The organism is Actinopolymorpha sp. B17G11 (assembly GCF_040196095.1).
Lineage (GTDB): Bacteria > Actinomycetota > Actinomycetes > Propionibacteriales > Actinopolymorphaceae > Thermasporomyces.
In genome coordinates this window covers 16,233-34,767 of sequence record NZ_JBEFTW010000049.1, presented here as the reverse complement: position 1 = coordinate 34,767, position 18,535 = coordinate 16,233, and the positions used below count along the sequence as shown (strand labels likewise).

General features: G+C 68.8%; 16 protein-coding genes. 6 read left to right on the top strand and 10 right to left on the bottom strand.

Annotation, left to right across the window (positions count from 1 at the left end; all coding sequences use genetic code 11):
- Window positions 1–15: 15 nt before the first annotated feature.
- Window positions 16–690, bottom strand: coding sequence for a HigA family addiction module antitoxin (locus tag ABN028_RS31970; protein ID WP_349329904.1), 675 nt, complete (start codon window positions 688–690; stop codon window positions 16–18).
- Between the two features lie 370 nt (window positions 691–1,060).
- Between ABN028_RS31970 and ABN028_RS31965 the strand changes: the two genes are divergently transcribed.
- Window positions 1,061–1,681: a DUF305 domain-containing protein gene (locus tag ABN028_RS31965; RefSeq protein ID WP_349699188.1), complete on the top strand. Its 621-nt coding sequence runs from the start codon at window positions 1,061–1,063 to the stop codon at window positions 1,679–1,681.
- 81 nt (window positions 1,682–1,762) lie between these two features.
- Here the strand turns inward: ABN028_RS31965 and ABN028_RS31960 are convergent, their stop codons facing one another.
- On the bottom strand, window positions 1,763–3,172 hold the full coding sequence (locus tag ABN028_RS31960) for an MFS transporter (protein WP_349699187.1): 1,410 nt from the start codon (window positions 3,170–3,172) through the stop codon (window positions 1,763–1,765).
- Window positions 3,173–3,263: 91 nt separating this feature from the next.
- Between ABN028_RS31960 and ABN028_RS31955 the strand changes: the two genes are divergently transcribed.
- Window positions 3,264–3,869: a TetR/AcrR family transcriptional regulator gene (locus ABN028_RS31955; protein ID WP_349699186.1), complete on the top strand. Its 606-nt coding sequence runs from the start codon at window positions 3,264–3,266 to the stop codon at window positions 3,867–3,869.
- A 108-nt stretch (window positions 3,870–3,977) separates the two neighbouring features.
- Here ABN028_RS31955 and ABN028_RS31950 read toward each other — a convergent pair whose 3' ends face one another.
- Both ABN028_RS31950 and ABN028_RS31945 read right to left on the bottom strand, forming a co-directional pair.
- Window positions 3,978–4,748, bottom strand: coding sequence for a phytanoyl-CoA dioxygenase family protein (locus ABN028_RS31950; protein ID WP_349699185.1), 771 nt, complete (start codon window positions 4,746–4,748; stop codon window positions 3,978–3,980).
- 29 nt (window positions 4,749–4,777) lie between these two features.
- The gene (locus tag ABN028_RS31945; protein ID WP_349699184.1) at window positions 4,778–5,554 is read right to left on the bottom strand and encodes a GntR family transcriptional regulator; all 777 of its coding nucleotides are present in this window, start codon (window positions 5,552–5,554) and stop codon (window positions 4,778–4,780) included.
- 636 nt (window positions 5,555–6,190) lie between these two features.
- Here ABN028_RS31945 and ABN028_RS31940 point away from each other — a divergent pair.
- Window positions 6,191–7,051: a M23 family metallopeptidase gene (locus tag ABN028_RS31940; RefSeq protein ID WP_349699183.1), complete on the top strand. Its 861-nt coding sequence runs from the start codon at window positions 6,191–6,193 to the stop codon at window positions 7,049–7,051.
- 43 nt (window positions 7,052–7,094) lie between these two features.
- Complete coding sequence (locus tag ABN028_RS31935) at window positions 7,095–8,054, top strand: coiled-coil domain-containing protein (protein ID WP_349699182.1); 960 nt, start codon at window positions 7,095–7,097, stop codon at window positions 8,052–8,054.
- Window positions 8,055–8,179: 125 nt separating this feature from the next.
- On the opposite strand, the gene ABN028_RS31930 is transcribed toward ABN028_RS31935, so the two are convergent.
- From ABN028_RS31930 to sdhC, 6 genes are all read right to left on the bottom strand, one after another.
- Entirely contained in the window at window positions 8,180–8,716 is a 537-nt protein-coding gene (locus ABN028_RS31930) for a hypothetical protein (RefSeq protein WP_349329896.1), read from the bottom strand.
- Window positions 8,717–8,943: 227 nt separating this feature from the next.
- The gene (locus tag ABN028_RS31925; RefSeq protein ID WP_349699181.1) at window positions 8,944–9,243 is read right to left on the bottom strand and encodes a 4a-hydroxytetrahydrobiopterin dehydratase; all 300 of its coding nucleotides are present in this window, start codon (window positions 9,241–9,243) and stop codon (window positions 8,944–8,946) included.
- Between the two features lie 217 nt (window positions 9,244–9,460).
- Complete coding sequence (locus ABN028_RS31920) at window positions 9,461–10,696, bottom strand: exo-beta-N-acetylmuramidase NamZ family protein (protein ID WP_349699180.1); 1,236 nt, start codon at window positions 10,694–10,696, stop codon at window positions 9,461–9,463.
- A gap of 222 nt (window positions 10,697–10,918) precedes the next feature.
- A complete protein-coding gene (locus ABN028_RS31915) occupies window positions 10,919–11,683 on the bottom strand; it encodes a succinate dehydrogenase/fumarate reductase iron-sulfur subunit (RefSeq protein WP_349329893.1) in 765 nt (254 codons plus the stop codon).
- A 32-nt stretch (window positions 11,684–11,715) separates the two neighbouring features.
- A complete protein-coding gene (locus tag ABN028_RS31910) occupies window positions 11,716–13,530 on the bottom strand; it encodes a fumarate reductase/succinate dehydrogenase flavoprotein subunit (RefSeq protein ID WP_349699179.1) in 1,815 nt (604 codons plus the stop codon).
- Window positions 13,531–13,559: 29 nt separating this feature from the next.
- Entirely contained in the window at window positions 13,560–14,360 is an 801-nt protein-coding gene (gene sdhC, locus ABN028_RS31905) for a succinate dehydrogenase subunit SdhC (RefSeq protein WP_349699178.1), read from the bottom strand.
- 375 nt (window positions 14,361–14,735) lie between these two features.
- Between sdhC and ABN028_RS31900 the strand changes: the two genes are divergently transcribed.
- The gene (locus ABN028_RS31900) at window positions 14,736–15,932 is read left to right on the top strand and encodes an NUDIX domain-containing protein (RefSeq protein WP_349699177.1); all 1,197 of its coding nucleotides are present in this window, start codon (window positions 14,736–14,738) and stop codon (window positions 15,930–15,932) included.
- A 279-nt stretch (window positions 15,933–16,211) separates the two neighbouring features.
- The gene (locus tag ABN028_RS31895) at window positions 16,212–18,368 is read left to right on the top strand and encodes a GxGYxYP domain-containing protein (RefSeq protein WP_349699176.1); all 2,157 of its coding nucleotides are present in this window, start codon (window positions 16,212–16,214) and stop codon (window positions 18,366–18,368) included.
- Window positions 18,369–18,535: the final 167 nt, after the last annotated feature.

Below are 18,535 nucleotides of genomic sequence, written 5' to 3'. Positions count from 1 at the left end.
GGAGGCGCTCACGCTTCACGCAGTGAGCGGCGTGATGGCGTCGATCTCGGCCCGATGCCGATCTTTCTCGATCTCGATGTCGTAGTCGGCCTGGACGTTCAGCCAGTACCGCTCGCTGAGCCCAAGTGCCTTGGACATGCGTACTGCGGTCTCGGGAGAGATCCGGCGCTTGCCGTGCACGATCTCGTTGATCCGGCGCGGTGAGACTCCGATCGCCTGGGCTAGGCGGTACTGCGAGATGCCCAGAGCGTTCCGGAAGAAAGAAGCGATCAACGAGACAGGGACATGGGCATGAACCGCAGGGCCGTTGACCTTTTCTGGTGTCCGCTTGATGTGGCGCGGGCTTGATCTTTTCTGGTTCGCGTACATGCCGGGGGAGTACTGACTGCGTAAGGTGGTGGCGTGTCGATGACCTGGACGGCTCCCGCGCCGGCGATGCGCACGCCACGACAGGGCGCGGTACAGCGTGCGCGCGAGCCGCGACGGTTGATGCTCGCCCTCATGCTCCTGGCTGGCATTTTCGCCATGCACGGGGTTCAGATCGTGTGCGGTCACATGGGAGGGCACACCCCCGGCGAAGCCGTGCCGTCGGCTCGCGACACACAGGCCGCGGCATCTGGTCCGCACGCCAAAACCGATGTCGCGGCGCCGCGCCAGGTAGCTCCTGATACAGCGGCCGACACCGTCCATGGCCGCTCCGCGGTGACGGCCACAGTCGGACCAGCAAAGCGCGTTCACACCCGCGGGTCGGAGCCGAGGCCTCTGCCCACAGACGTCGGACCGGTGATGGGGTTGTGCATCGCCGTGCTCGGCGGGGGTGTGTTTCTGTTCGGCCTGCTGTTCCGGGTAGGTCGGGGCTGGGCTGTGTGCTCGGCCTCCGCCATGTCCGTGTCCGCAGTTGTCTTGTCGTACCTACGATCCAGGCGACGACGACCCCGCTCCCTCGCACGAACCCTCTCCGTGCTCTGCGTGTCGCGGACCTGATCCGCCTCGTGCCGACGGTCGTTTGGCCGGTCGGCGTACGGGACAGATCAACCGACAAGCAGAACACGGAGGATTCGTGCGTAAACCTGTTGCTTTCCTGCTCGCGTCGTTCGCTGCAGCCGTGCTGATCGTCAGCTGCGGCGGTAGCGGTACGACACAGAACGACGACGCCAAGAACAAGCCCGGCGACACCACGTCCGCCAAGGCGGCGTTCGGCGACGCTGACGTGGAATTCGCCCAGGGCATGATCCCGCACCACCGCCAGGCGGTGGAGATGGCCGAGCTTGCACCGACCAGGGCGCAGAGCCCGCAGGTCAAGGAGCTGGCCGCGCAGATCAAACGGGCACAAGATCCGGAGATCAAGACCATGTCCGGCTGGCTGAGGTCCTGGGGCGAAGAGGTGCCTGAGGACACCGGTGACACCGGCATGGACCACGGCGGCATGGACATGGGCGAGGACATGCCCGGCATGATGTCCGGCGAGCAGATGGCCGACCTCGAGGCGGCGAAGGGTGCCGCCTTCGACCGGATGTTCATGGAGCTGATGATCGACCATCACGAAGGTGCGATCGAGATGGCCGAGACCGAGCAACGCGACGGCGAGAACACCGCCGCCAAGAAGCTCGCCGCGACCATCGAGAAGGCCCAGACCGCCGAGATCGCCCAGATGCGGAAGCTACTCGCCAACTCCGGCTGACGGCTCTCGCGTTCGCTGCCGAGAAGGGGGCAGCTCCAGGTCGGCCCTGGGGCCGCCCCCTTCCGTTCTGCGGTGGGGACGTCAGGTCGAGGCGCTGCTGGGTGCTGTCTGTGGGGCGGGCTTCGGCGGTGTCAGCGCTGCGGCGACAAGGGCGGCGACGCCGGCGGCCGCGGCTGCGACGACGAAACCATCCGTGAAGCCGGCGAGAGTGTCGCCGACGAGGCTGGCTGCCGCCACGCTCGAGACAACGGCCGCCCCGCTGGCAGCACCGAACTCATGGAAGGTGCTGACGATGCCGGAGGCGATGCCGGCCTCGTGGGGGGCCACCTGACCGAGCGCGGTGGCCGACGCGACGACGAAGAGGGCGCCGGACCCGGCGGCCGCGATCGTGACGCCGATGACAACGGTGGCCGGCCGCATCGACAGGGCGGGGATGGTCATCCCCGCTGCGGCGACGATCAGGCCGGCGACGGCGAGGGGCCGCGCTCCCAGCCGGCCGATGGAGCGGCCGGTGAGGTGGGCGCCGGCCATCGTTGCCAGTGCCACCGGGAGGAACAGCAGGCCCGTCTGCATCGCGCCGTATCCCTGCCCGTGCTGGAAGTAGAACGTGCCCAGGAAGAACACGGCGATCATCAACGCCGTCGCCAGCAGGATCAGGAAGGTGCCGGCGGCCACTGGGCGGCGAGCGAGCAGCCGGACGTCCATCAACGGCGAGCGGGCCCGCTTCTGCCAGGTCACGAACGCCAGGTAGCCGACCGCGGCGATCAGGACGAGCACGGCGGTGGTGACAGTCAGCCAGCCGCGATCACCCGCGCTGATGAACGCGTAGATCAGCGCCCCGGATGACGCGGTGACCAGGAAGGCCCCGAAGACGTCGAGTCGGGCTCCGGTCGCGGTCGGGGTCTGCCGCGGCAGCATCCGGCCCAGCGCGACGATGATCACCAGGCCGATCGGAACGTTGACGAAGAACACCCACGGCCAGCCTGGCCCGGCGGTGAGGACCCCTCCTAGCAGCACCCCGAGCGCCGCGCCGCCGCCGCCGAGCGCGGACCACACGCCGAGCGCCTTGTTCCGCTCGTCGCCATCGAACAGCGTGACGACCAGCGACAGCGCCGACGGCGACAGCAGCGCCGCCCCGACGCCCTGGGCGACGCGCCCGCCGATCAACATGCCCGAGGCCTCAGCAAGCCCGGTCACCAGCGACGCCACCGTGAAGATCAGCAGACCGGCGAGCACGATCCGCTTCGCCCCGAGCAGGTCCGCGAGCCGGCCGCCCAGCAGCATCAGCCCGCCGAACGTCAACGCGTACGCGCTGATGGTCCAGGCGAGGGCCTCGCGGCTCGCCCCCAGGTCGGTCTCGATGTGCGGCAGCGCGATGGCCACCACCGTGATGTCGAGGATCAACATCAGCTGGGCCACTCCGAGGAAGCCCAGGATTCGCCAGCGCAGTGGGTGCGGCGTACGTTCCACGCCTGTCTCGTCGAGTGTCATGACCGGCCTCCCGCCGTAAGTCGTACGTTCGCGTACGAATTCTGAACCGGGAGCTTAACTCGTATATTCCCGTACGAGATAGGGTGGTGGCATGGCTCCTGCTGCCGCACGGCCGCGCAGGCGCGCCGACGCCGAACGCAGCATCGCCGCCGTCGTCGCGGCGGCACGAACCTGCCTCGGCCGGGACCCGTCCGCGACCATCGACGACATCGCGAAGACCGCGGGCGTGGGGCGGATGACGCTCTACGGCCACTTCCGCACCCGGGCGCAGCTGGTCGAGGCGGCACTCGCCGACGCACTCCGGGCCGGTGAGGAGACGCTGGCCGCCATCGACCTCGGTGGCGACCCGCGGGACGCGCTGACCCGCCTGCTCGAATCCAGCTGGTCGCTCGTCGCCGAATCAGCCGCACTGCTCCAGGCGGCTCAAGACGTCCTGCCCGCCGGGCGGCTCCGCCAGCTGCACGACGCGCCTGCCGAGCGGGTCCAGCAACTCATCCGCCGAGGCCAGGAAGACGGCGTATTCCGCACCGACCTCCCAATCGCCTGGCTGGTCAGCGTCGTGCACTACCTGCTGCACGGCGCGGCGGTCGAACAGCGGGCCGGACGCCTCGAGAACCCCGACGTCACCCACATCGTCACCACGTCCGTGCAGTCGATTCTCGCCCCGCCCGCACCAGCCCCAACACATCCAGAGTGACCATCCGTCATTCCAGCGGGCTGGTGGAAGTGGACCCTGATCGTGGCGGCCTGGAGGTGTACGCCGCCCTCGTTGGCCGGAGGGCGGAGCGCCCGCCCGGACGGCGAGTCAGGACCCGTGGGGTCCAGGGCGTTGCCAGTAGAAGTCGCGCGGTTCGGCGCGGCGCCTTGCCGGGCGGCCGAAACCCATGATGTACGCACGACGCGGCGAGTCCGACCGGTTCGGCCCCGTGTAGTGCAGCGTCCGCGACCCGTGGACCGTCGCCCCACCGGGTGCCAACGGGCAGGCGGTCACCGGCAGGTCAGCGATGTCGCCGTCGTACTCCAGCGCCTCGACACTCGGGTCGTCGCTGATGTGCCGGTGTGGCAGGACGTCGTCTCGGTGGCTCCCGGGGACGAACTGCATGCAGCCGTTCTCGACCGTCGCCTCCTGCAGGGGCATCCAGAAGCTGAGGGCGTCGTATTCGAGTCCCGGGTCCCAGTACGCCTCGTCCTGGTGCCACGGCGTCGCGGCACCGTGCCGGCCAGGCTTGAGGATCGCGTGGTCGCCCATGCGTTCGGTGTCGGGTCCGAGCAGCTGCCGGGCGATGGCGAGCGCCCGCTCGCGCGCCTGGATGTGCTGGAGTTCCGGTGCGTACTTCTCCGGGCTGAGGACCTGCGGCAGGGTCTCGTGGCCGTCGTCGTCGATGCCGGCGAGCTCGAGCCGGTCTCCGGCGGCGAAGTCCTTCCTGGCGGCGAAGAGCTGGTCGTAGATCGCCTGCAGGCGGATGATCTCCTCGGCCGAGGTCAGGGCAGTCACGACGAGGAACCCGTCGCGGTGGAATGCCGCCACCTCATCCGGAGTGAGGGGTGCCAGCGGCGTCGAGGTGGTCTCGGTCATGGGAACTCCTTGTCGGCGGTTGAGTCGACTCAGCCGGTGCCGGCGGCCAGGGTCGCGTGGAACCGGTAGCGGTCGGCCCGGTAAGTGATCCGCCCGCATTCGACCGGCCGGCCGAGTTGGTCGTAGGTCGTCTGGGAGGTGATGAGAACCGGTGCCCCGACCGCGATGTCGAGAAGGTTCGCCACCCGGTGGTCGGCGGCGTCGGCCTCGATCGCGTACGCCGCATGGGTGGGCGTCGCGCCGCGTTCCTCTAGTGCGGCATAGAGCGAAGCGGTGCCGAAGTCGACCTTGGCGATGTCGGCCGCGAGCCGGCTGAGGGGTACGACGCTGCGCTGGATCGCCACCGGGGCATCGTCGAACAGGCGCAGGCGTTCGAGTGCGAGCACGCGCTCGCTGCGGTCGACGGAGAGTTGCTCGGCCTCGCCAGCGGTCGACCGCCGGACGCGGCGGCTGAGTACGCGTGCACGTGGCTTGACGCCCTGCTCGGTTGCCAGGGCGGTGAAACTTCGCAACGCCCCAGGCGATTCGCTGAGCTGGCCCGGCGTCGCGTACCACCCACGGCCGGCCGACGGCGTGAGAAGCCCTTGCTGGACGAGGTTCTGGAGTGCTCGCCGCAACGTCACCCGGCTGACGCCGAGTTGCTCGCAGAGGATGCGTTCGGGGACCAGCCTGCTGCCGGCGCGGATCCGGCCGGTCGTGATCTCGGTGGCGAGGAGTCGGCGAACCTTCTCGTACGCAGGTTCCGGGCCGTCACGGCTGATCGGCTCGGCGAGGTGGGAGGCCTTCGAGGCAGCTGCCCGCGTCACCGCCGAACGGTATCACGTGGTATGCACAGTTCTGCAGTGGTCATACGCGGTATCACGTGGTACGCAACGAACGGAGCAGGCCTGGTACGCAAAAGACCGAGATGCAGCCGTACCGGCCTGGGACTCCGCACACGCAGATTCGGCCAGTGACCGCGAAGGCGCGGATACTGAAGGTTCTCCGCCGAACGGACAACCTGCTTTCGTTGTCGGCGACGCCTCGAAGAAACCTCGACTCCATGGCCGATTGCGGCCTCCGCCAGCCGAGGGGCGGGTCCGAACTTTCCGCATTGTGGACTCTTGGCAGATCTGATCACCCTATGTAGCGCAGAATCCCTCAAGTCGGCCACGGGGGCCGTACCGGCACCACCTGCACAGCACGGCTCCCGGAGAGCATTTCGCGTATGCAACCTGTTTGCCGCACGTCGAACCATCGCACCGATCGTCACCTCACGTCACGTGGGTCTTCCTGGTCGAGGCAGTCATCGGCGGGCCGTGCCTTCTCGCGCACCCCCGACCGAAGGAGACCTCGTGAGGCCGCACTCACAGTCCCACTACGTAGGGTCAGCAGGACCTAGGCATCGAGGAACCCGCCGCTCTCTCTTCCACCGATCTCGAAGATCGGCCCGAGCCCTCTCGGTGGTCGCCGCCGTCCTCGGGGTGACCGTGGCGACGGTGGGTGTGGCGGCGCTGTGGTTCACTCTCGAGTACCCAGGTCGACTCGCGGCGATGATCACCTCCAACGGCGCGTCGGCCAGTCCGGACGCCCAGCCGAGATCGCTCAACTCGCGGTACCTGGACCTCGGCGGCCTGCACTCATCCGTCGACCCGACGTCGAGTGTGGAGACCGCGCGGGCGGACAGGTCCAAACTCGCCGACAGGTCGGCGACGAGGGCCAAGCCCACGGCCAAGGCGACGAGTACGAAGCCCAAGCCGAGCCCGACCAAGGCCAGCCCCAAGCCGGCAGCCGCGCCCGCACCGAAGAAGGCGGTGGCCGAGAAACCCGCCGGGCAGCCGTCACCGGTCAAGCTCGCCGACGGACGTCCCAACTTCCAGTCGCCGTTCACCTGTGGCGAGCGGTGGAGAGGGACGACGTACGCCAACCACAATCCGGAGGACAAGAAGATCGACTTCTTCTACCAGGACGGAGAGACGCGCGGCCGTGACGTGCGGGCGTCCGCACCAGGAGTGGTGAACCGGATCCTCCCCGAGATCGGCGCGATCAAGATCTATCACGGCGACCGCTGGTACACGATGTACAACCACATGGACCCGATCCTCGTGGAGGTCGGCCAGAAGCTCGCCCAGGGTGAGCTGGTCGGCAAGGCCGGTTCGGTGGACACCGGTGTTCCCCACCTCCACTACGAGCAGATCTACGACGCCGACAACGACGACTGGGGCAGCAGCCCGGCAGAGATCGTGAATCCGATCATCCAGGAGGTTCGTTACTCCCTCAGCGCTGGCGACGAGCCGATCATCAAGAGCACGAACAACTGCTGACAACGCACCCGACAGACCGCGGGGTCCGGCACGATATGCCGTGATGGAGCAATCGGCAGAGTTTCTCGAGACCGCACGTGAGCTGTACGCGGTGCCGCCGGGGGAATTCGTCGCGGCCCGTGACGACCTGGTCCGGCGCGCCCGTGCCGACCACCGGCTCGACCTGGCCCGGGCTCTTGCCGGGCTGCGCCGGCCGACCCAGAGCGCCTGGGTGGTCAACCTGTTGGTACGTGAGCGTGGTGAGCTGGTCGCGGAGCTGCTGGAGCTGGCCGAGGAGTTCCGGCCGGCGTACGAAGCGGGCGCGGGCGACCAGCTTCGCGAGCTGTCGACCCGTCGGCAGCGGCTCGTGTCACAACTGATCACCGCCGCTCGGCGGCTCGCCGGAGAGGCGGGCGTCCGGGTGTCGCCTGAGCTCGGCCGTGACGTCGAGGGGACGCTGGGCGCGGCGCTCGTCGATCCCGACGTCGCCGAACAGGTCCGGGGCGCGACGTTGGCGGCGGCGGTGGAGTACGCCGGGTTCGGGCCGGTGTGGGCGGCTCCTGGCCCGGCGGTGGTCCGTGACCGGGGCGCGAACCGGTCCGGCGCCGAGAAGAAGACGCCACGCGGCCGGAACGCAGGGGTCGAGCGGCTGTCGGATCCTGGTCGACGTACGGACGAGCGATCGGGCGGGCGACGACGTACCGACGATGGCGGGCGGGCCGGCACTGACCGCCGTACGGAGGCTGAACGGCGGGTCGCGGAAGCCCGCGCGGCGGTGGCAGAAGCAGAACGCGACCTTGCCGACCGCGACAATGCCGTCGACGAGGCGGTCGGTCAGGCCAACGCTGCGCGGGACGAGGTCGACCGGCTGCGTACGCAACTGCGTGACGCCGAGGAACGGGCGAAGGCCCTGGAACGCGGCGTCCGCGCGGCCACCAAGCGGCAGCAACGGTCGGCCGACCACCTCGCCACCGCGCGAGGGCGGCTCGCGGACGCGACCCGCCGGGCACAACGCGCACCCTGAGAACGCAAAGAGCGCCGCCGGGAACTGCTACGTCCCGGTCGGCGCTCGACCCGTTGCGTTCTTCGTGCGCGCTGTGGCGGCAACGGTCACCCAGGTGGTCTGGCCATTGACGTCCTGGGCGTCGCCTAGGCGGCCCTCTCGGTCATCCGCGTCCGATGCCGGCGACGCCTGCGTACGGCTGGGAGACAGTCGTCCTCCGGGTATTGCCCGTCGGAGTCGGCCTCCCGGCGCTCCGCGATCCCGTCGAAGGTGGGTCGTGGTAGCGGGAACCGCAGCCGGGAACGTACCCGGCTGAGCCGGCTGCCGGCGGACCCGTTGGCGTCCGGACCACGGTGCAACGATCGCGACCTCGGATAGTCACTGGCCGCGTGTGCGAGATAGGCCACCGCGACCGGTTGTGCCTCGCGATTGCGCAGGTCGCCGCGATAGACCCGGACGCGGACGGTGGCGACGATGTTGTTGGGTTCCTCTCCGTCCGAGCCGCCGTAGACATAGACCCTGCCGCCTGGGAGCCTGCCCTGGTGGTCGATGATCCACTGCTCCAGCAGGCTGCGGGCGATGGAACGAGGATCCCGGCTGAAGCTGTCTTCGCTGATGACACTGGACAGCCAACGGCCGTCGGGCGTGGTTGTCGCGATGTCGTACGTGTATCGCTCCCTCATGAGAACCCCCTCGAGTCGGGGTTGCGAACGCAGGCAGCGCGCCGTTGGGAGCCGGTACGTTCGTACGCTCGGCCTTAAAGGATGACCAGCGAATGCCCGGTGAGTCAACGGTCTGACGCAATGGACGTCCGTGTGGCTCCCACCCGGAGACAAGATTCTCCGGCTTCGGCCCTTGCCAGCCGGAAATATGGCTGATGATCACCGCCCGGAAACCCAGAGCGAGCGTGCTACCGGCCGGCACGGCTCTCGGCGAGCCGGTTGATATCCCGGGCGAGGCTGACGTCCTTGGTCGTGATGCCACCCTCGGAGTGGGTGCTCAGCGTGAACGTCACCGTGGTCCAGCGGATGTCGATGTCGGGGTGGTGGTCCTGCTGTTCGGCGGCCTGCGCGACGTCACTGACCAGCGCGACACCGGTGAGGAAGTCGGGTGCCGTGACGGCGCGGTGAAGAGTCCCGGCGCGCGCCTCCCATCCGGGGAGGTCGCGGAGGGCGTCGGTGATCTGGTCATCGCTCAGGAGTTCGGCCATCGGTGCTGCCCTTTCCGCTCGAAGGGGGCCTTAGGTACGACGTACCCCATGGGAGGAGGGTGCCCCATGGGAGCAGGTGCCCCATAGGAGGAGGTGCCCCATGGGAGGAGGTGCCCCGTGGGAGGAGGTGCCCCTGGCACGAAGGATTGTGGGAGGAGGGTGCCCCTGACACGAACCTACGGGATGAGGGGCTCATCCAAACGGGCGAGCCCGGTCCTCAGCCAGCCGTCGCGGTGTCGGGATAGAGCAGGACCTCCTCGCCCGCCCACGCGGCCGGGTGCTGAGGCGAGTCGGATCCGGCGAGCGCGAGAAGTGGCGTCGGGTCCTTGCCCGCGTCCACGCTCTGGCGGAGCGAGCCGCTTCCCCACAGCAGGTCGATGAAGTGCCGGTGCCCCGTCCCCCCAGCGCCGGCCGCGGTCGTCCTCCACCCGAACTCGCACGGGTAGAGCGTGCGCAGGGTGTGCAGCATCGCGAGGGCCGTGCGTACCGGGGCGAAGGTGGTCCGGTCGGTCACGTGCAGCTGGACCCCGCGGACAGGTTGGCCGGCGTACTTGTGGAACGTCGGGGTGAACCACGCCTCCCTGAACCGCACCCCGGAAAGCGCGGAGTCGTTGAGGGTTGCTGCCCACCGCCCGTCGACGTACGGCGCCCCGATCAGCTCGAACGGCCGCGTCGTCCCGCGCCCCTCGGAGAGGTTGGTGCCCTCGAAGAGACCGGTGCCGGGATAGGCGAGCGCACTGTCCAGGGTGGGGATGTTGACCGACGGCATGACCCACGGCAGGCCGGTCTCGTCGGCGTGGAGCGACCGGTGCCAGCCCTCCATCGTGACGACGGAAAGGTCGGCTGGTTGTCCGACCTCGGTGGGGATCGCGGTGGCGTTGAGGTGCCGGGCGAGTTCGCCGGCGGTGAGGCCGTGCCGGACGGGGATCGGCGCCCGACCCACGAAGCTCCCGTACGCCCGATCGAGCAGCGGGCCCTCGGCGGCCAGGCCACTCACCGGGTTCGGCCGGTCGAGTACGACGAAGCGGACGCCGAGCCGGGCCGAGGACGCGAGCAGGTCGTACATCGTCCAGACGTAGGTGTAGAACCGGGTCCCGATGTCCTGCAGGTCGAAGAGCAGCGTGTCGACCTCGGCGGCCGCCACGACCGCGTCGAGCCCCCGGCCGCTGGAACGGTAGGTGTCGTGGAGCGGCAGTCCGCTCACCGGATCATGGGTGTCCGGCTCACTGTCGCCGGCCTGGGCGGTGCCGCGGAGGCCGTGTTCGGGACCGAAGAGCGCCACCAGGGGTACGCCGGAAGCGAGGAGCGCCGCGGCGTCGGAGCTGAGGTCCGGCATCACGCCGGTGTAGTTGGTGACGAGACCCAGCCGGCGTCCTGGGCCCGCGAGTGTCGGGTCGGCGCTCAGGCGTTCGGCACCGGTCCTCGTGCGTACGGGCGTCTCACGCTCGCTCACGTGCCGGCCCTCCTGCCTGCCATTGGCCCGTGATCACCGGTTGGTGGCGGCCGGCGATGGGCACGGCCGGTCTCTCACCGGTGCCGCGCAGTGGGCGCCGGGTCACCAGGCGGTCTCGGTGCGGTGGCCAGGCCCACCACCTGGAGACACGGTGAGAAATTACCCGTGGTCGTCATGGATCGTCAATTAACCACGTGGCCGAGCGAAGGCATTGGGGGCGGCTCAGACCTCCGTGCGCTGGTCGCGGCGGAGGATCTTCGAACCGAGCCACACCAGCGGGTCGTACTTCCGGTCGGCCACGCGCTCCTTCATCGGGATGATCGCGTTGTCGGTGATCTTGATGTGCTCGGGGCACACCTCGGTGCAGCATTTGGTGATGTTGCACATGCCGAGCCCGGCGGCGGCCTGGGACAGCTCCCGGCGGTCATTGGTGTCGAGCGGGTGCATGTCGAGCTCGGCGTACCGCAGGAAGAACCTCGGCCCGGCGAACGCCTGCTTGTTGTCGTCGTGGTCGCGGATCACGTGACAGGTGTCCTGGCACAGGAAGCACTCGATGCACTTGCGGAACTCCTGCCCGCGTTCGACATCGACCTGCATCATCCGGCGCTTGCCGTCGGCGTCGGGCGGCTGTGGCGCGAACGCCGGGACCTCCTTCGCCTTCTCATAGTTGTACGAGACGTCGGTGACGAGGTCCTTCACGATCGGGAACGTCCGCATCGGCGTGACCGTGATCGTCTCGTCCTGCGCGTACTCCGACAGCCGTGTCATGCACATGAGCCGCGGCCGGCCGTTGATCTCGGCACTGCACGAACCGCACTTGCCCGCCTTGCAGTTCCAGCGCACCGCGAGGTCACCCGCCTGCGTCGCCTGCAACCGATGGATGGCGTCGAGGACGACCTCGCCCTCCTCGACCGTCACCGTGAAGTCCTGCAGCGCACCGCCGTCGAGATCGCCGCGCCAAATCTTCATCGACAGGTCGTAGCCCATCTCGTCTCCTCGGTCCTTCGTCCTCGTTGCGGCTAGCTCTGGGCGAACAGCGTGTTCAGGTCGTCGGGCATCGCAGTCAGCGGTTGGATGGCCAGGTCGATCGCTCCGGCGCGTTCGCGCAGAACGATGTTCTTGGTTCCCCACTGGTCGTCGGTCATCGGGTAGTCGTCGCGGGTGTGACCACCCCGGCTCTCGGTCCGGGTGAGGGCCGCACGGGCGATGCACTCCGAGACCCACAACATGTTCTGCAGGTCGAGAGCGAGATGCCAACCAGGGTTGTACTTCCGGTCACCGGCCACCGTGAGGTGGTCGGCGCGCTCGGCAAGCTTCTCGATCTCGAGCAGGGCCTGCTCCAACTCGTCGGCCTTGCGGATGATGCCGACCAGGGAGTGCATGACGTCCTGGAGCTCGCGTTGGACGTCGTACGGGTTCTCGCCGCCCGCGTCGGCGAAGGGTGTCAAGGCGGCGTTGACGGCGGCCTGGACCGCGGCGGAGTCCACCGCCGGCCGAGCCGTGCGGACCTTCACCGCGTGGTACGCGGCGTTGAGACCGGCCCGGCGCCCGAACACCAGCAGGTCCGACAACGAGTTGCCGCCAAGCCGGTTGGAGCCGTGCATACCGCCGGAGCACTCGCCGGCGGCGTAGAGGCCCTCCACCGCCGACTCGCCGCTGTCGGCGTCGACCTCGATGCCGCCCATGACGTAGTGGCAGGTGGGGCCGATCTCCATCGGCTCCTTGGTGATGTCGACGTCGGCCAGCTCCTTGAACTGGTGGTACATCGACGGCAGCCGTCGCCTGATGAACTCCGGGTCACGCCGCGACGCGATGTCGAGGTAGACACCGCCGTGCGGGGTGCCACGCCCCGCCTTGACCTCGGCGTTGATCGCGCGCGCGACCTCGTCGCGGGGGAGCAGCTCCGGAGGTCGGCGGTTGTTGGTCTTGTCGGTGTACCAGCCGTCGGCCTCCTCGATCGTGTCGGCCGTCTCGGCTTTGAAGAACTCCGGGATGTAGTCGAACATGAAGCGCCGACCCTCGGAGTTCTTCAGGATGCCGCCGTCGCCGCGGACCGACTCGGTGACCAGTAGCCCGCGCACCGACAGCGGCCACACCATGCCGGTCGGGTGGAACTGCACGAACTCCATGTTGATCAGGCCCGCACCTGCCCGGAGCGCCAGTGCGTGTCCGTCGCCGGTGTACTCCCAGGAGTTCGACGTGACCTTGAACGACTTGCCGATCCCACCCGTGGCCAGCACGACCGACGGCGCCTCGAAGAGGACGAAGTTGCCGCTGTCGCGCCAGTAGCCGAGCGCACCGGCCACCTTGCCGCCGTCCTTGAGAATGTCCGTGACCGTGCATTCCATGAAGACGTCGATGCCGAGCGCGACCGCCCGTTGCTGCAGCGTACGGATCATCTCCAGGCCGGTGCGGTCACCCACGTGCGCCAACCGGGCGTACCGGTGACCACCGAAGTCGCGCTGCGAGATCAGCCCGTCCGCGGTGCGGTCGAAGAGCGCGCCCCACTCCTCGAGCTCGAGCACCCGGTCGGGCGCCTCCTGGGCATGCAGCTGGGCCATCCGCCAGTTGTTGAGCATCTTCCCGCCACGCATGGTGTCGCGGAAGTGCACCTTCCAGTTGTCCTCGGGATAGAGGTTGCCCAAGGCGGCGGCGGCGCCGCCCTCGGCCATGACGGTGTGGGCCTTGCCCAGCAGGGACTTGCAGACGATCGCCGTGCGTGCCCCCGCGTCGTGGGCGGCGATCGCCGCGCGCAGGCCGGCGCCGCCGGCGCCGACGACGATGACGTCGTAGGAATGCCGTTCGTCAACTGTGTCTGGAGAGTTGGCGCTCATCGATGGTCCCTCAGGTCTTGGCGAGGCGTTCAGTTGTAGAAGCGGAAGTCGGTGATCCAGCCCGCCGACACGGCCATGATGTAGGCGTCGGTGCCGATGACCGTGACGAGCGAGATCATCGCGTACTGGCCGTGCCGGGTGTTGAGCTTGGACACGAAGGTCCAGTAGCGGTAGCGCCACGGATGCTTGGAGAAGCTTCGCAACCGCCCCCCGACGATGTGGCGGCACGCGTGGCAGGACAACGTGTAGGCCCACAGCATCGCGAGGTTGATCCAGATGATGAGGGTGCCGAGGCCGATGCCGACCCCACCGTCCTTGCCGTTCAGTGCGAGCACGGCGTCGTAGACGTTGATCAGGCCGAAGACGAGCGCGCCGTAGAAGAAGTAGCGGTGGAGGTTCAGCAGGATCAGCGGGAACCGCGCCTCACCGGTGTACTTCTTGTGTGGTTCGGGAACCGCGCACGCAGCCGGGGCGAAGAAGAGTGAACGGTAACCAGCCTTGCGGTAGTAGTAGCAGGTGCCCCGGAAGCCCGCGAGGATCACGAAGGTGATGACCGCGATCGGGATGAACGGCGGCATTGCTGGCAGCGGAGTCCCGAAGTGGCTCGACCCTGGCACACACGCCGAGCTGATGCACGGCGAGTAGATCGGCGTGAGGTAGTGCTCCTCGCCGGCCCAGTAGTACTTGTTCATGAAGATCCGCGCCGTCGCGTAGACGATGAAGAAGAGCAGGACGGCACCGGTGGTCAGCGGGCCCCACCACCACTTGTCACGGCGGAGCGTCCGCTCCGTGATGCGTGCGCGTTCGGGCCCCAGCACTCCCGTGGCCATCTCGCCCCTTCCTCTCCAGGTGTCCTCGGCCGGCCAATCTCGTGGCCGGACGGCCGCGACCTTCGGGTCTGGAGTCTGCCGCATGGCCTGCCGGCCGCCGCCCGTGGGTGATCGGTGAAGATCATCGCGCTGGGCTCGTGCCGGCGTACTCCCGGTCAGCCTCCGCAACGCATCGTGCACCTTCTCGGCCCCGAACGGTGGAACCTGCAGTCCGCATCACATGTGGCATCGGACACACTGTCGCGCGACGACCGGCCCGACGGCGCCGGCGTGGAGGCGGTTTCAGGATCACCGGAACCTTCCGGCTGGAGCTCTCAGGCTCGGGCAAGGGGCACTCGTTCCGGCGCGAAGCGGGCGTCGGACATGATGGACGGGATGGCGGATACCTCGCACCAGGTGGTTGTCGCGGCGGCGGTCGTGCGTACGGGCTGCCTGCTCGCCGCGCGGCGGCGTGCCCCCGCGCGGTTGGCCGGCGCCTGGGAGCTCCCTGGAGGCAAGGTCGAGCCGGGTGAAACCGACGCGGCCGCCCTCGTGCGCGAGTGCCGCGAGGAGCTCGGCGCGGAGATCGATGTGATCGAACGCATGGAGCCCGCGGTCTCCCTTGAGTCCGGCTGGGTCCTGCGCGGCCACGTCGTCCGCCTCGCCGCCGGGTCATCCGAGCCCGTGGCCGGGGCCGACCACGACGCGATCCGCTGGCTGATGCCCGAGGAACTCGACGACGTGGCCTGGCTCGATGCCGACCGGCCACTGGTCGACGCGCTGCGAGAGCGCCTGCTGGACGGCGAACCGCTGCCGGGCGGCGGGGTCGGAGGTGCCGTGCGGATCGGGCCGACCGTACGCCGGCCCGCAGGGCCGTGGACCCCGACCATCGCGGAGCTGCTCGATCACCTGCGGGCACATGGCGTTCCCTGCGTACCTCGCCCGTTGGGCGTCGACGCGCGCGGCCGCGAGGTGCTGTCGTACATCCCGGGGGAGACGGTCGCGGGTGGCGACGGCAGTGTTCCCGGATGGGCACGCGGCGACGACGTGATCGGCGCGGTGGGTAGGTGGTTGCGCCGCTACCACGAGGCCGCGCGGTCGTTCCGGCCCGCCGATCCGCGGTGGCGGCTGGCGGGTGGCGACGCTGAGGAGCTGGCGCCGGACCGGTTGGTGTGTCACAACGACATCGCGCCGGCGAACATCGTCGTCGAGCGGGACGTCACGACCGGACGGGTGGAGCTCGCCGGTGTCCTCGACTGGGATGTCGCCGGTCCGGGGCGGGCGATCGACGATCTCGCCTTCGCGGCGTGGAACCTCGTGCCCCTGCACGCCGAGCTCGCGGCAGTCGAGGCAGCGCGGCGGCTGCGGGTACTCGCCGAGGCGTACGGCGGGATCGATCCGTACGAACTGCTCGCGGCCGTACCCGTCCGCCTGGGGACGTCGATCGACCGGATCCAGGCGGGTGCGGCCCGCGGCGACGCCGGGATGCGACGGTTGCTCGCGGCCGGTGTGGTGACGAGCGTCGAGACCGCACGGGCACGGCTGACCGAACGCCTCCCGCAGGTCGACCGCGCGCTCGCCCGCGAGTCCTGAGCCGAGTTCGACCAGTCGGGATCCTGTCCTTGCACATCGTGCTGGCACGTCATACCGGCACAACGCGTGGTGGTGGTGGTGGTGTACACGCCCTGCCGGACTGGCGGGAAGCGGACAAGGGTGCTTGTCGCCGTGATCGCCGCACAGTACGTTCCCGGCGCATGACCTCCTGAACACTTCCATACATGCCGCGCCCACGACCCCACTTCTGGTTGGTCGCGGGGCAGCAATCGTGAATCCACCCGACATGTGGCGGCTCCACTTCGAGGAGTTCTTTAGATGACTGCATCTGTCCCGCGAATATCACGCCGAGGATTGCTCGGTACGGTCCCGGTTCTCGCCGTAACCGGAGGTGTTCTGTCTCCGCGCGGCACCGCGTGGGCGGCCGGATCCGAAGGAATCTCCTGGCCGGCCGGGCAGGAACTTCCCACGTTCGCGGGGCCCGAACGCCTTGACGCGCTCTTCATGGCCGGCGACACCCCCACCGACGTCCAGCTTCTCGTCACCACGTTGCAGGGTCTGGTCAACCGGAAACGGCCAGAGATCTACATCATCAAAGGCGAGGCAGGCGAAGGGCGCAAGACCTGGCTCGATGACTCGAAGGTGCCATACCGCGAGTTCACCGATCCGTGGAAAGTCATCAGGAAACATCTCGACCGGGCAAAGGGCGTCGTCATATATGATCCGGCGGTCGTCGAGAGCATCAATGTCGCGACCACGCTCGCCGGTCTGAAAGACGCCGTGATCGCGAGCCCGGAACTCGCGGAGAAACTCGCCGCCGAACCGTTCGAGATGCGCGTTGTCGACGACCTGCGCGGGCGGTTCTCGTCCAATATCGAGGCGACGGCCTGGCAGTTCGACAATCTCTGGCCGCAGACCTCCCACCGCGTCGTGCTCGGCATCAATCCTGGCCAGTCCGCGCCGATCCCGCCGGACAACTGGAAGGACTTCGCCGAGGTCGCTCGGGAGGACCGCCCGATCCGCGACGGCTCCAACCGGCAGGTGTACGAGTTCGACCTCAGCGCCTTCGCCGGGGGCGACAAGCTCTATCTGCGGTTCCAGGACTCGCAACCGTCCGACGGATGGGGTGGCGCGCTCCACGAGCTGACCCTGACCGCCGACGGCGAGCCGGTCGCGAACTTCGTCGCCGGTGACGAGACCGAGCGGGCGTCCCTCTTCGACCGCGGCGGTGCGGGGTTCAAGCCGCAGACCGACGACGGGGACTCGCACCGGTTCGCGGACGGCACCACGTACTTCATCTACGAACTCACCGTCCCGGCCGGCGCGCAGACCATCTCGGTCGCCCTGGACATGTTCAACCAGTTCCTCGTGTCGGCATCCAAGACGGCGCCGGCTGTGTCCTCCGACGACCGCATCCCGGCGTCGCAGCAGCTGCGCGACTATGCCGTCGCACTGAAGGCGATGCCGTTCTGGCTCGGCTCCAACGACAGCCCGGAGGAGGCCGAGCTGATGAGCCGGATCTTCTCCTCCTGCGAACGGGGGACGCCGTACCTCGGCTGGTTCAGCGGGGAGTTCGCCGGCGTGAAGCTGGCATCGGCCGAGGGTGTGTACGTCCTCGCCGCGGACTTCCTGGAAAACTCCACCGTCCACGGCGGGTTCCGGGCGCCGGTGGAGCCGCAGGTCGCGGCGGACGCGCCGGCGCTGGAGAACAAGGTCTACCTGACATTCACCTTCGCCGAAGGCGACAACGTGCAGTACTGCCAACACCGGATGCGCGTGCTGTGGGACGACGCAGGCCGCGGCAGTGTGCCGATGAACTGGTCGGTGAGCCCCCTGCTCGTCGACGTGGCGCCGCTGATCGTGAGCCATTACCTGCGTACGGCGACACCGAACGACCTGCTCGTCGCCGGGCCGTCAGGGGCGGGCTACTTCTACCCGTCGTTCTGGCCGCAGGACCACCTGCCGGAGTTCCTCGGGCAGAACAAGGCGTACTTCGACGCGCTCGGTCTCCACATGATCTACGCCCTCGACGACATCCCGGCGCTGGAGGAGGCGTCGGCCAATGCGTACGCCGACCAACTGGGGCTCGACGGCATCGTCTTCGCAATGTGGGCCGAGCGGAGCGAGACGACGATCATGGCCGACGGTCGGCTGCCGGTGTCGAACCAGATCGCTCACACCGACCGGGCCGAGGTGCTACGGCGGATCCGGGTCAACGCCGAGGCTTTCGACGGGTCGAAGCCGCTGTTCATCGCGGTGGCGGTCGCGGCGTGGGACCAGACGCCGAGTGACGTGGCATGGATCATGGACCAGCTGGGCGAGGAGTTCGTGGCGGTGCGGGGCGACGAGTACTTCTCCCTGGTGCGCGAGGCGTACGATCAGAACGCCATCGCCTCGGGGCGGAGGCTCCCGACGGCACCGGGGACATCGACGCCGGGGACATCGACGCCGTCTCCGGCCCCGCCCTCGCCCTGACCTGCGTTCGACCTCGCCCCGCGCGCGGTCGCCCCGGCGCTCTCGCCCTGACCCGCGTTCGAGCCCGTGGGCGGCGTTGGAGCCCTGCTCCGGCAGGTGGATAACATGGTCAGCCAGGCGAACCCCGCCGTGCAGGGCATTGACGCCTTGCCCGGTGTCCACCGGCC